The following is a 12,400-nucleotide window of genomic DNA, read 5'->3' on the forward strand; positions in this document are numbered from 1 at the left end:
ATGGAGACCACAGTGGCCGGAGCGCCTCCGACAGACCTCCCGACCGACGTCGCGGCGCTGCTGCCCTCCCCCGTGCCGGTGCAGCTGCTCGACGCCCACGGCGCGGCCGGCCGAGAGAGCCACGGTGACTACGCGATGCCGTCCGACGAGCGACTGCTCGAGGTCTGGCGGCGCATGGTGCTCGGCCGCCGGCTCGACATCCAGTGCACCGCGCTGACCAAGCAGGGGCGCCTCGCGGTCTATCCCAGCTCGCGCGGCCAGGAGGCCTGCCAGGTCGGTGCGGTGCTCGGCATCACCGAGCGCGACTGGATGTTCCCGACCTATCGCGAGTCGGTGGCGCTGTTCACCCGCGGCATCGACCCGGTCGAGGCGCTGTCGCTGCTGCGCGGCGACGCGCACTGCGGCTACGACCCGACGGCGCACAAGACCGCGCCGCAGTGCACGCCGCTGTCGACCCAGCTGGTGCACGCGGCGGGCGCGGCCTACGGCGAGCGGCGGCGGGGCAGCGACGCGGTCGCCATGGCGTTCATCGGCGACGGCGCCACCAGCGAGGGCGACTTCCACGAGGCGCTCAACTTCGCGGCGGTCTTCCGGGCGCCGGTGATCTTCTTCGTGCAGAACAACAAGTACGCCATCTCCGTGCCGCTGGCGAAGCAGAGCAAGGCGCCGTCGCTGGCGTACAAGGGGATCGGGTACGGCATCCGCAGCGAGCAGGTCGACGGCAACGACCCGGCCGCGGTGCTCGCGGTGGTCGACGCGGCCGTCGAGCACGCGCGCGCCGGGCACGGGCCGTTCCTCGTCGAGGCGCACACCTACCGGCTCGACGCCCACACCAACGCCGACGACGCCACCCGATACCGCCAGGCCGACGAGGTGACCGAGTGGCTGGCGAAGGACCCGATCGCCCGGCTGCAGGCGTACCTCGAGGGCCGGGGCGTGGTCGACCAGGCGCTGGTGGAGGAGACCGACGCCGAGGGCGAGCGGCTCGCGACCGACCTGCGCGACCGGATGAACGTCGACCCGGTCGTCGACCCGGCGACGCTCTTCGACCACGTCTACGCCGAGCCGACGCCCCAGCTGCGCGAGCAGCGCGCGATGGTGCTCGACGAGCTCGCCGCCGAGGGAGGCGACCACTGATGGCCGACGTCACGATGAGCAAGGCGCTCAACCAGGCGCTGCGCGACGCGATGGCCGCCGACGACGACGTGCTGATGTTCGGCGAGGACGTCGGCACGCTCGGCGGCGTCTTCCGGATCACCGACGGGCTCGCCAGCGACCTCGGCGACGACCGCTGCTTCGACACCCCGCTCGCCGAGTCGGGCATCGTCGGGTTCGCGATCGGCATGTGCCTCACCGGTTTTCGGCCGGTGGTGGAGATGCAGTTCGACGCGTTCGCCTACCCCGCGTTCGAGCAGATCACCTCGCACGTCGCCAAGCTGCGCAACCGCACGCAGGGCCGCGTCGGGCTTCCGATGGTCATCCGGGTGCCGTACGCCGGGGGCATCGGCGGCGTGGAGCACCACTGCGACTCCAGCGAGGGCTACTACGCCCACACGCCGGGGCTGAAGGTCGTCACCCCGTCGACGCCGGCCGACGCCTACAGCCTCCTGCGCGCGTCGATCGCCGACCCCGACCCGGTCGTGTTCATGGAGCCGAAGGTGCTCTATTGGTCCAAGCAGGACGTCGAGCTGCCGGTGGAGACCGAGCCGATCGGGCGAGCAGCGGTGCGCCGCAACGGAACTGACGTGACGATCGTGACGTACGGCCCGTCCGTGCCGACCGCGATGAAGGCCGCCGAGGCCGCTGCCGAGGAGGGCTGGGACGTCGAGGTGGTCGACCTGCGCACGATCGTGCCGTTCGACGACGAGACCGTGGTCGAGTCGGTGCGCCGCACCGGCCGCTGCGTGGTCGTGTCGGAGGCACAAGGCTTCGCCGGCGTCGCCGGCGAGGTCGCCGCGCGGGTGACCGAGCGCTGCTTCCACTCCCTCGCGGCTCCCGTCCTGCGGGTGAGTGGGCTCGACATCCCTTATCCCGCACCGAAGCTCGAGCACACCTACCTGCCGGGCGTCGACCGCATCCTCGACGCGATCGCGCGGCTGCAGTGGGACGACGAGCCGGACCGTACGTTCGAGCCGGCGGCGTCCGCATGAGCGCCTCAAGCCGGTCGAGCAGCGGCCAGGCGCCCACCCCACGCCGGTCGAGCAGCGGCGAGGCGCTGGCCGAGCCGCGTATCGAGACCCCTGACGCCAAGGTCTTCGCCCTCCCCGACCTGGGCGAAGGACTGACCGAGGCCGAGATCGTCGAGTGGCTGGTCGAGGAGGGCGACGAGATCACCGTCGACCAGCCGGTCGTGGTGGTCGAGACCGCCAAGGCGACGGTCGACGTGCCGTGCCCGTTCGCCGGCCGGCTCACCACCCGGCACGGCGCCGCCGGCGAGGTCGTGCAGGTGGGTGCTCCGCTGGTCACCGTCGGCGCGGCCGACGCCGAGCCCGCGATGGCCGGCGCCAGGCAGTACCGCGAGGAGGAGCGCGCCGGCGTCGACCCCGCGCAGGCGCCGCGCGAGGCGGCCACCGAGCCGAACGGCGCTGACGCGCAAGAGGGTTCGGGCGCGGTGCTGATCGGTTACGGCACCGGGTCGGGCCACGGCGCCGGGTCGGCGTCCCGCCGCGCCCGCCGCGCCAGCACCCGACGCGCGTCGAGTGGCCCCCGCTCGTCGAGTGCCGGCGAGGCGCTAGCCGAGCCGGTGTATCGAGACGACGCGGGTCTCGATACGGCCTCCGCTAGCGCTCCGGCCTACTCGACCAGCATGGGTGACTCGGCCAGCGTGGACGACCCGACCAGCGTGGACGAGCCGACCGCCGTGCGGGTCATCTCCCCCATCGTGCGGCGGCTGGCCCACGAGCACGGGGTCGACCTGGCGGCGCTGTCGCAGGCGCACGGTCACGGGGTGCTGCGGCGCGCCGACGTCGAGGCCGCGGCGCAGAGCAGCGCCGCCGCCCCTGGCTCCGTGGGCGCCGTCGCGGCTCCCGCTCCGGCGCCGACCCGCGCCACCGGGGCACGGTCCGGCGCGGGCGAGGAGCGCGTACCCCTCACCGGGGTGCGCCGCGCCATCGCCGAGAAGCTGAGCACCAGCCGGCGCGAGATCCCCGACGCGACGACCTGGGTCGACGCCGACGCCACCGGACTGCTGGCGGCGAAGGACGAGCTGCGAAAGGCGTACCCCGACAGCGGGATCGGCGTCCTCGCCCTGCTCGCCCGGATCTGCGTCTCGGCGCTGCGGCGCTTCCCCGAGCTGAACGCGAGCGTCGACGTCGAGGCGCAGGAGATCGTGCGGCACGGCGCGATCAACCTGGGCTTCGCCGCGCAGTCGCCGCGCGGTCTCGTGGTGCCCGTGGTGCACGACGCGCACGAGCTGACGACGCGCGAGCTGGCCGCGGCGCTGCGCGACCTGACCGCCGGCGCGCGCGAGGGCAGCCTGTCGCCCGCGCAGCTGACGGGCGGCACGTTCACGCTGAACAACTACGGCGTGTTCGGGGTCGACGGGTCGACGCCGATCATCAACCACCCGGAGGCCGCGATGATCGGCGTCGGGCGGATCATCGAGCGCCCCTGGGTGGTCGACCACGAGCTGGCGGTGCGGTCGGTGACGCAGATCGGGCTGACGTTCGACCACCGCGTGTGCGACGGCGGGTCGGCCGGGGGCTTCCTGCGCGCCATAGCCGATGGGGTGGAGCGACCGGTCGCGCTACTGGCCGACCTGTAGCCCTTCCTGGCACGATGCGGTCGGTAGTTCCCCGAACGGAGGAAGACATGACGACGAAGCGACGCACGTTCGCCGCGGCCGCGGCGGCGCTCGCCCTGACGGCCGGCCTCACCGGCTGCTCCAAAGAGGTCGACAACGGCAAGGTGGAGGAGCAGCTGACCGCCGCCCTCAAGCGCTCGGCCCCCGACCGCGACTACGGCAAGGCCGACTGCAACGACGACCTCAAGGCCGAGGTCGGCGAGACCGCCGACTGCGAGATCGAGGTCGACGGCGCCAACATCAAGTACAAGGCCACCGTGAAGTCCGTCGAGGGCGACACGGTGAACTTCGAGTTCACCCCGGGCTGAGCCGCACCTCACCCCGGAGCTCTTCAGAAGGCCGCCTCCTCGGAGGCGGCCTTCTGCTGTGTGGGGGCGGGGGGCCCGGTCGTACAGCGCATGAAACCGGGTTAGGTGCGTTTGACCCTGATGCATCAGGGTCAAACGCACCTAACCCGGTTTCATGCCGGGGAGGGGAGGGGTCGCCTCGGGGTGGGGGGTCAGCTCGGGGTGGGGGTGGGGGTGAGGCCGAGGTCGAGGGCGCGGGCGAGGGGGACGCCGACCCGGTAGGGGATGTGCAGGTAGGACGGGGCGTCCAGCACGGTGAGGTCGGCGCGCGCGCCCACGGCGAGGTGTCCGACGTCGTCGCGGCGCAGCGCCCTCGCCGACCCGAGCGTGGCCGCCTGCAGCGCCTCGGCCGGCGTCATGCCCATCTCGCGCACGGCGAGCGAGATCGCCAGCGGGATCGAGCTGGAGTAGCACGTGCCGGGGTTGCAGTCGCTCGCGATCGCGACGGCCACTCCGGCGTCGAGGAGCCGGCGGGCGTCGGGGTAGGGCGAGCGCGTGGAGAACTCCACCCCGGGCAGCAGCGTGGCGACCGTGTCGCTGCCGGCCAGCGCCTCGACGTCGGCGTCGTCGAGATAGGTGCAGTGGTCGACCGACGCCGCGCCGAGCTCGACCGCCAGCCGCACCCCCGGGCCGGGGCCGAGCTGGTTGCCGTGCACGCGCAGCAGCAGCCCCGCGTCACGACCCGCGGTCAGGATGCGCCGCGACTCCTCCTCGGTGAACGCGTGCGGGCTGTGCGGCTCGCAGAACACGTCGATCCACCGCGCGTGCGGCACCGCCGCGCCGAGCATGTCGCCGCACACGAGATCGACGTAGGCAGAACGGTCCTCGCGCATCTCGGGCGGGACCACGTGGGCCCCGAGGAACGTCGTCTCGGGCGTGACCTCGGCCGCGAGCCGCAGCGCCCGGGTCTCGTCCTCGACCGTCAGGCCGTACCCGCTCTTCACCTCGACGGTCGTGGTGCCCTGGGCTCGCATCTCGGCGACGCGGCGGGCGAGCAGCGCGCGCAGCTCCTCGTCCGACGCGGCCCGGGTGGCGGCGACGGACACGGCGATGCCGCCACCGTCGTACGGCTCGCCGGTCATGCGCGCGGCGAACTCGGCGGAACGGTCTCCCGCGAACACCAGGTGCGAGTGGCTGTCGACGAATCCTGGTACGACAGCGCGGCCCTCGACGTCGACGCGGGCGTCGGCGTCGGGCGCCTGCACGGCCGGACCGACCCAGGCGACGCGGCCGGCGTCGACCACGAGCGCGGCGTCGGTGACGATGCCGAGCGGGTCGTCGCCGAGCGACGGGTCGTGGGTGACGAGCTCGGCGATGCCGGTGACGAGCGTGCTGGTCATGCGTCCCTCCAGAGCGGGTCGATGGCGTCGGTGAGCAGTCGGCCGGCGTCGCCGAGGCGGTGCCGGCCGCCGGTGACGACCTCTTCGCCGTCGCGGATCACGGTGTCGACGTCGGAAGCGGTTGCAGCCAGAAGGATCTGGGCCGGGTCGGCGCCCGCGGTGCGGGGCGTGTCGAGGCGGATCGCGACGAGGTCGGCGCGCGCGCCCACGCTGAGCGAGCCCGCGTCTGGCCACTGGATCGTGCCGTGCGCGGTGACCGCGGCGAGCAGGTCTGCGGGGGTGAGTCGCCCGCGCTGCAGGGTGGCGAGGCGCTCGTGCATCTCGAGCGCGCGCGCCTCCTCGACCATGTCGATGACGGCGTGCTGGTCGGAGCCCAGGGTCAACCGAGATCCGTTGTCGCGCAGCGCCGTTGCCGGGCCGATGCCGTCAGCGAGGTCGCGCTCGGTGGTCGGGCAGAAGCAGGCGCTGCTGCCGCTGCGACCGAGCGAGGCGATGTCGCCGTCGGTGAGGTGGGTCGCGTGCACGGCGGTGAAGCGGGCGTCGAGCAGGCCTGCGGCGTCGAGCTGTTCGACGGGGGTGCGGCCGTAGTGCGCGAGGCAGGCGTCGTTCTCGGCCGGCTGCTCCGACACGTGGGCGTGCACCGCGACGTCGGGGCCGACCAGGCCGGCGACCCGCTGCAGCTGGTCGAACGGCACGGCGCGCACCGAGTGCACGGCCGCGCCGACCCGGAAGCCGTCGTCGTCGGCAAGGCCCGCGCGGCGCTCCGCCCAGGACTGCACGTCGCCGTCGCCGAACCGGCGCTGCTCGGGGCCGAGCGGCGTGTGTCCGTCGGCCGTGAGCCCGCCGGCGAGGTAGCAAGTGTCGAGGAGCGTGAGCCGCACCCCTGCGTCTCGGGCGGCCTGCCGCAGCGCGTGGCCCATCGCGTTGGGGTCGGCGTAGGGCGTGCCGTCGGGCTGGTGGTGGACGTAGTGGAACTCGCCGACGCTGGTCACCCCGGCCAGCGCCATCTCGACGTACGTCGCCCTCGCCAGCGCGAGGTAGGTGTCGGGATCGAGTCGGCCGGCGACGGCATACATCCGGTTGCGCCAGGTCCAGAACGTGCCGCCGCGGTCGTGCGTGCGCCCGCGCAGCGCCCGGTGGAAGGCGTGGCTGTGGCAGTTGGCGAACCCGGGCAGGACGACACCGGGCAGGCGCTGGGCGTCGGCCTGCGGCTGGCCGGCCTGCACGGCTGCGAAGCGACCGTCGTCGACCTCGAAGCGCACGTCGCGCGCGAGTCCCGTTGGCAGCAGAGCGAACTCGGCCCAATAGACCGTCATCGCACCTCCCACTCCTCGACGTCGCCGGGCACGACGCGCAGGACGGGGTGCGGGTCGGGTGCGTCGACCTCGCCGAGGCCCGTCAGCCACGCGGGGCTGCGCTGGGTGAGCTTGGCGACCAGGTGGCGCCACTCGTACGCCAGCTGCCCGTCCGTCACCGGGACGACGATCTCGGCGGGCGCGGCCGAGATGCGTTGCCGGTCATAGCGATAGCCGCGCCGGTCGGCCTCGTCGGCGACGCCGTGCAGGTAGGCCGCGACGGCACCCTGCGGGTCGCCCGTCGCGCGCCAGCGGCGCAGCTGCGGATGGTTGGTGTAGCCCTTGGTGCGCCCGGCCAGGACGGCCTGCGCGAGCAGCGTCTCGCGCCAGCAGGCGGTGAGGCCCTGCCGGTCGAGGTATCGCGGGTGCAGCGACCAGACGCGCACGTCACACCTCCCCGGCGAGGTCGGCGACGACGGCGGTGAGCGCCCGCACGCCGACGTGGCAGTCGGCCGACTCGGCGAACTCCGTTGGCGCGTGGGAGATTCCGGTCGGGTTGCGCACGAAGATCATCGCGGTGGGCACGCCGGCGTTGGCGAGGATGCCGGCGTCGTGCCCCGCGCCGGTGCCGAGCGTCGGCACCCCGCCCAGCACCCGGCGTACGCGCTCGGACAGGTCGGCGTCGAACGGCGTCGACGGGGTCCACGACTCCTCGTGCATCGCGCCCGCGAGCGATCCCACGACCTCGCGCACGTCGGCCACGGCGGACCGCACCGCGTCGGCGTCGGAGCCGCGCGCGTCGAGGAAGGTCGTGACGTGGGCGGGGACGGCGTTGATCCCGTTGGGCTGCACCGACATCCGGCCGACGGTGGCGACGCAGCCGTGCCGCTCGGCCTGCTGCCGGGCGGCGAGCACGACCTGGGCGGCCTTGAGCAGGGCGTCGTCGCGGTCCTCGATGCGGGTGGTGCCGGCGTGGTTGGCAGCACCCGGCAGCTCGATCCGCCAGCGCCCGTGCGGCCAGATGTCGGTGCCGACGGCGACCGCGGAGGTGGCCGGGTCGAGGTCGGCGAGCGCACGCCCCTGCTCGACGTGCAGCTCGACGAAAGCGCCCACGCGAGAGAGGGTCTCGCGGTCCGGCCCAAGATCGGTCGAGCGGCCGGCGCGCTGCAGGGCCTCGCCCATCGACACCCCGTCGGCGTCGGTGAGACCGAGCGCCCGGTCGGCCGTCAGCGCTCCGGTGATGACGCGCGACCCGGCGCAGGCAACGCCGAACCGCGCACCCTCCTCGTCGCCGAAGTTCACGACGGCGATGGGTCGCGTCGGTCGAAAACCGTTGCGCTGCAACGACTCCACGGTCGCGAGCGAGGAGACGACACCGAGCGGCCCGTCGAACGCGCCACCGTCGGGCACCGAGTCCAGGTGCGACCCGACGACCACCCCGCGCCCGGGCTCCCGGTCCGGGTCGCCCCACCACGCCCACTGGTTGCCGAAGCGGTCCTCGGTGAGGTCCAGCCCGAGCCGGGCGCACTCCCCCGCGAACCACTCGCGCAGCGTGTGGTCCTCGCGCGTCCACGCGAAGCGGTGGTATCCGCCGGTGCGGCCGTCGCGCCCCACCGGCGCCAGGTCGGCCCACATCCGGTCGAAGTCGCGCGCCTCGTCGCTCACGTCGCTCATCTCATCGCATCCCGGGTCGGTTGTCGGTGCGCCCTGCTTGGCTGCCGTCATGGAGCCTCGCATCAGTTTCGTCACTCTCGCCGTCGCTGACCTGGAGCCGGTCCGGGCGTTCTACCTGGCGGGGTTGGGCTGGCCGGCCGTGTTCGACGACGGGGACGAGGTGGTGATGATCCAGGCCGGGCCGCAGCTGGTGCTCTCGCTGTGGCGGCGCGACGCGTTCGAGGCCGAGGTGGGCTACGCACCGAGCCAGGGCAGGGCGCCCCTCACCCTGGCCCACAACGTGGCCACCCGCGCCGAGGTCTCCGAGGTGCTCGACGCCGCGCGCGCAGCCGGCGCCCCCGAGGTCTCGACACCGCAGGAGCGCGCCTGGGGCGGGTTCACCGGATACTTCTCCGACCCCGACGGTTTCCGCTGGGAGGTCGCGTGGAACCCCGGCCCCGTCGGGCAGCTGGTGCTGCACGACACGGGTGAGATCGAGCGCGGTGACGGTGATGCCCCGCGAACATGACGCGCCGCGCCCGCGACGCGGCGGCAGGCTGGTGGCGATCGGCTCAGCCCTCGGCCATCGGGATCCGCACGCCCCGCTCGCGCGCGACCTCCTCGGCCCGGTCGTAGCCCGCGTCGACGTGCCGGATGACCCCCATCCCCGGGTCGTTGGTGAGCACCCGCGCGAGCTTCTCCGCGGCCAGCGGGGTCCCGTCGGCGAGCGACACCTGCCCGGCGTGCATCGAGCGTCCGATGCCCACGCCGCCGCCGTGGTGCAGCGAGACCCAGTCGGCGCCCGAAGAGGTCGCGAGCATCGCGTTGAGCAGCGGCCAGTCGGCGATGGCGTCGGAGCCGTCGGCCATCGCCTCGGTCTCGCGGTAGGGCGAGGCCACCGAGCCGCAGTCGAGGTGGTCGCGGCCGATGACGATCGGTGCGCTGACCTCGCCGGACGCGACGAGGTCGTTGAACGCCAGCCCCGCCTTGTCACGCTCGCCGTAGCCCAGCCAGCAGATGCGTGCGGGCAGCCCCTGGAAGGCGATCTTCTCCTGGGCGCCGCGCATCCACTTCTGCAGCCGGTCGTTGTCGGGGAACAGGTCCATCACGGCCCGGTCGGTGGCGGCGATGTCCTTGGGGTCGCCCGAGAGCGCGGCCCACCGGAACGGCCCCTTCCCCTCGCAGAACAACGGCCGGATGTACGCCGGCACGAACCCGGGGAACTCGAACGCCCGGTCGTACCCGCCCTGGCGAGCCTCGTCGCGGATCGAGTTGCCGTAGTCGAACACCTCGGCGCCGGCGTCCTGGAACTCCACCATCGCCTGCACGTGCTTGGCCATCGACTCGCGCGCCCGGTCGGTGAACTCCTCGGGCTTCTTCTCGGCGTACTCCGCCCACTCGTCGGTGCCGATGCCCTCGGGGAGGTAGGACAGCGGGTCGTGCGCGCTGGTCTGGTCGGTGACGATGTCGATCGGCACCCCACGGCGCAGCAGCTCGGGGAAGACCTCGGCCGCGTTGCCGACCACGCCGACCGACCACGCGCGGCCCTCGTTCTTGGCACGCACGGCGATGTCGACCGCGGCGTCCAGGCCGCCCGCGACCTCGTCGAGATAGCGGTGCTCCACGCGCCGCTCGAGCCGCTGCCGGTCGACGTCGACGACGAGGCAGACGCCCTCGTTGAGGGTCACGGCCAGCGGTTGCGCCCCGCCCATGCCGCCGCAGCCGCCGGTGAGGGTCAGGGTGCCCTTGAGCGTGCCGCCGAACCGCTTCTCCGCGACCGCCGCGAACGTCTCGTACGTCCCCTGCACGATCCCCTGCGTGCCGATGTAGATCCACGACCCGGCCGTCATCTGCCCGTACATTGTCAGGCCGAGGTGCTCCAGCCGACGGAACTCCGGCCAGCTCGCCCAGTCGGGGACGAGGTTGGAGTTCGCGATGAGCACGCGCGGCGCCCACTCGTGCGTGGTGAACACACCGACCGGGCGCCCGCTCTGCACGAGCATCGTCTCGTCGGGGCGCAGCGTCGTGAGCGTGCGCACCATCGCGTCGAAGCTGCGCCAGTCACGTGCCGCCCGCCCGGTGCCGCCGTAGACGACCAGGTCGTCCGGCCGCTCTGCCACCTCGGGGTCGAGGTTATTCATCAGCATCCGCAGCGGCGCCTCGGTCGACCACGACTGGGTCGTCAGCTGCGTTCCGCGAGTCGCCCGTACGGGCCGCGCGCCTTCCATGGTCATCTCCTGTTCTCGTGGGCCGGCCGGGCCGGCCGCTGAAACGCGGTTGTAGCGCTACGACTCCGCTGCAGCACGGTCAGAGCGCTGAAACCGCGTTTCAGCACGGGCGTGGGGGTCACGCGAGGCTCCCGGTCACCGACTCGGCGGCGGCCAGGGCGCGGCCGTCGGCGACCAGCTGCACCACGGCCTCGATCTCGGGCGCCAGGTGACGGTCGGGCCCGGGGCCGCGCACGTCCTCGCGCAGGGCGGCCACGACCGCGGCGGTCGCGGGGGCCGGGGCGTGCGGGGCGCGCAGGTCGAGCGCCCGCGCCGCCGTCAGCAGCTCGATGGCGAGCACCCGGGTCAGCCCGTCGATGCTGCGCCGCAGCTTGCGCGCGGCCGACCAGCCCATCGAGACGTGGTCCTCCTGCATCGCGCTGGAGGGGATCGAGTCGACGCTCGCCGGGGCGGCCAGTCGCTTGAGCTCGCTGACGATCGCGGCCTGGGTGTACTGCGCGATCATGTGGCCGCTGTCGACACCGGGGTCATCGGCGAGGAACGGGCGCAGCCCGTGGTTGCGCGCGGCGTCGAGGAACCGGTCGGTGCGCCGCTCGCTGATGCTCGCCAGGTCGGCGACGGCGATCGCGAGGAAGTCGAGGACGTACGCCACCGGCGCGCCGTGGAAGTTGCCGTTGCTCTCCACCCGCCCGTCGAGCGTCACCACCGGGTTGTCGACGGCGGCCGCGAGCTCCCGCTCGGCGACGGTCGTCGCGTGGGCGACCGTGTCACGCACCGCTCCCGCGACCTGGGGCGAGCAGCGCAGGCTGTACGCGTCCTGCACCCGGGTGCATGCGTGCGGGTCGCGGTGGCTCTCGCGAATCTGACTGTCCCGCATGATCTTTCGCAGGTTCGACGCGCTCTGCTGCTGGCCCGGGTGCGGGCGCAGCTGCTGGAGGTCGGCGGCGAACACGTCGTCGGTGCCGAGCTGGCCCTCGACGCTCATCGCGGCGGTGATGTCGGCGGTGGGCAGCAGTCGCTGCAGGTCGGCCAGCGCCAGCACGAGCATGCCGAGCATCCCGTCGGTGCCGTTGATGAGCGCCAGGCCCTCCTTCTCGGCGAGCTGCACCGGCTGGATCCCGTTGTTCTGCAACGCTTTCTCAGCGTCGACCAGCTCACCGTCGCGAGTGCGCACCTCGCCCTCGCCCATGACCGCGAGCGCGCAGTGCGCGAGCGGCGCGAGGTCGCCGGAGCAGCCGAGCGAGCCGTACTCGTGGACCACCGGGGTCAGCCCCGCGTTGAGCAGGTCGGCATAGGCCTGGGCGGTCTCGAGCCGCACGCCGGTGCGGCCGGTCGCGAGCGTCGACAGCCGCAGCAGCATGGTCGCGCGCACCACCTCGCGCTCGACCTCCGGGCCGGAGCCGGCCGCGTGCGAGCGCACGAGGCTGCGCTGCAGCTGGGCGCGCAGGTCGTGCGGGATGTGCCGGTTGGCCAGCGCCCCGAACCCGGTCGAGACGCCGTAGTGCGGCACGGTGTCGCCGGCCAGCCCCGCGATGACCTCGCGGCTGCGCCGGATCTCGGCGACGGCCTCGGGCGAGAGCTCGACGCGGGCGTCGTCGCGCGCGACGGCCACGACGTCGGCCGGCGAGAGCGCGCCGGTGCCGACCGTGACCGTGGCGGCGGTGGTGGTGCTCGTCATGCCTTCATTGCAGCCGACCCGGAGCGCACTCGACCGCCGTCGCGCGGGAGTTGTGTC

Annotated in this window: 11 protein-coding genes; 5 read left to right on the top strand and 6 right to left on the bottom strand. The window is 73.5% G+C overall.

The features are described 5' to 3' along the window. The 4 genes from pdhA to FB554_RS13590 are packed head-to-tail and all read left to right on the top strand — an operon-like array spanning position 1 to position 4,110. On the top strand, positions 1–1,137 hold the full coding sequence (gene pdhA, locus FB554_RS13575) for a pyruvate dehydrogenase (acetyl-transferring) E1 component subunit alpha (RefSeq protein ID WP_142006907.1): 1,137 nt from the start codon (positions 1–3) through the stop codon (positions 1,135–1,137). After that, entirely contained in the window at positions 1,137–2,150 is a 1,014-nt protein-coding gene (locus tag FB554_RS13580) for an alpha-ketoacid dehydrogenase subunit beta (RefSeq protein ID WP_142006909.1), read from the top strand. Before pdhA ends, FB554_RS13580 begins: the two co-directional genes overlap by 1 nt. Beyond that, positions 2,147–3,763 carry a dihydrolipoamide acetyltransferase family protein gene (locus FB554_RS13585; RefSeq protein ID WP_142006911.1) on the top strand — a complete coding sequence of 539 codons (1,617 nt, stop codon included), beginning with the start codon at positions 2,147–2,149 and terminating at the stop codon, positions 3,761–3,763. The genes FB554_RS13580 and FB554_RS13585 overlap by 4 nt, the downstream gene beginning before the upstream one ends. A 47-nt stretch (positions 3,764–3,810) precedes the next feature. Beyond that, positions 3,811–4,110 (top strand): DUF4333 domain-containing protein, encoded by a 300-nt coding sequence (locus FB554_RS13590; protein WP_170206887.1) that lies wholly within the window; start codon positions 3,811–3,813, stop codon positions 4,108–4,110. 191 nt (positions 4,111–4,301) lie between these two features. Here the strand turns inward: FB554_RS13590 and hutI are convergent, their stop codons facing one another. The 4 genes from hutI to FB554_RS13610 are packed head-to-tail and all read right to left on the bottom strand — an operon-like array spanning position 4,302 to position 8,458. Continuing rightward, complete coding sequence (hutI, locus tag FB554_RS13595) at positions 4,302–5,489, bottom strand: imidazolonepropionase (protein ID WP_142006915.1); 1,188 nt, start codon at positions 5,487–5,489, stop codon at positions 4,302–4,304. Continuing rightward, the gene (locus FB554_RS13600; protein WP_142006917.1) at positions 5,486–6,805 is read right to left on the bottom strand and encodes a formimidoylglutamate deiminase; all 1,320 of its coding nucleotides are present in this window, start codon (positions 6,803–6,805) and stop codon (positions 5,486–5,488) included. The genes hutI and FB554_RS13600 overlap by 4 nt, the downstream gene beginning before the upstream one ends. Further along, positions 6,802–7,230 carry a pyrimidine dimer DNA glycosylase/endonuclease V gene (locus FB554_RS13605; protein ID WP_142006920.1) on the bottom strand — a complete coding sequence of 143 codons (429 nt, stop codon included), beginning with the start codon at positions 7,228–7,230 and terminating at the stop codon, positions 6,802–6,804. The genes FB554_RS13600 and FB554_RS13605 overlap by 4 nt, the downstream gene beginning before the upstream one ends. Position 7,231: 1 nt before the next feature. Further along, a complete protein-coding gene (locus FB554_RS13610; protein ID WP_142006923.1) occupies positions 7,232–8,458 on the bottom strand; it encodes an allantoate amidohydrolase in 1,227 nt (408 codons plus the stop codon). A gap of 49 nt (positions 8,459–8,507) precedes the next feature. On the opposite strand from FB554_RS13610, the gene FB554_RS13615 reads away from it, so the two are divergent. Continuing rightward, a complete protein-coding gene (locus FB554_RS13615) occupies positions 8,508–8,966 on the top strand; it encodes a VOC family protein (protein WP_142006926.1) in 459 nt (152 codons plus the stop codon). A 43-nt stretch (positions 8,967–9,009) separates the two neighbouring features. On the opposite strand, the gene hutU is transcribed toward FB554_RS13615, so the two are convergent. Both hutU and hutH read right to left on the bottom strand, forming a co-directional pair. Beyond that, a complete protein-coding gene (gene hutU / locus FB554_RS13620; protein WP_142007616.1) occupies positions 9,010–10,665 on the bottom strand; it encodes a urocanate hydratase in 1,656 nt (551 codons plus the stop codon). 118 nt (positions 10,666–10,783) lie between these two features. Further along, a complete protein-coding gene (gene hutH / locus FB554_RS13625; protein WP_142006928.1) occupies positions 10,784–12,343 on the bottom strand; it encodes a histidine ammonia-lyase in 1,560 nt (519 codons plus the stop codon). Between the last annotated feature and the right edge of the window lie 57 nt (positions 12,344–12,400).

It is taken from the genome of Barrientosiimonas humi (genome assembly GCF_006716095.1).
GTDB lineage: Bacteria > Actinomycetota > Actinomycetes > Actinomycetales > Dermatophilaceae > Barrientosiimonas > Barrientosiimonas humi.

Excerpts from the sequence above, each read along its gene's own strand:
- FB554_RS13590 (WP_170206887.1), top strand. The coding sequence starts at position 3,811 with ATGACGACGAAGCGACGCACGTTCGCCGCGGCCGCGGCGGCGCTCGCC.
- FB554_RS13610 (WP_142006923.1), bottom strand. The coding sequence starts at position 8,458 with ATGAGCGACGTGAGCGACGAGGCGCGCGACTTCGACCGGATGTGGGCC.
- FB554_RS13615 (WP_142006926.1), top strand. The coding sequence starts at position 8,508 with ATGGAGCCTCGCATCAGTTTCGTCACTCTCGCCGTCGCTGACCTGGAG.
- hutH (WP_142006928.1), bottom strand. The coding sequence starts at position 12,343 with ATGACGAGCACCACCACCGCCGCCACGGTCACGGTCGGCACCGGCGCG.
- FB554_RS13600 (WP_142006917.1), bottom strand. The coding sequence starts at position 6,805 with ATGACGGTCTATTGGGCCGAGTTCGCTCTGCTGCCAACGGGACTCGCG.
- hutU (WP_142007616.1), bottom strand. The coding sequence starts at position 10,665 with ATGGAAGGCGCGCGGCCCGTACGGGCGACTCGCGGAACGCAGCTGACG.
- hutI (WP_142006915.1), bottom strand. The coding sequence starts at position 5,489 with ATGACCAGCACGCTCGTCACCGGCATCGCCGAGCTCGTCACCCACGAC.
- FB554_RS13580 (WP_142006909.1), top strand. The coding sequence starts at position 1,137 with ATGGCCGACGTCACGATGAGCAAGGCGCTCAACCAGGCGCTGCGCGAC.
- pdhA (WP_142006907.1), top strand. The coding sequence starts at position 1 with ATGGAGACCACAGTGGCCGGAGCGCCTCCGACAGACCTCCCGACCGAC.
- FB554_RS13585 (WP_142006911.1), top strand. The coding sequence starts at position 2,147 with ATGAGCGCCTCAAGCCGGTCGAGCAGCGGCCAGGCGCCCACCCCACGC.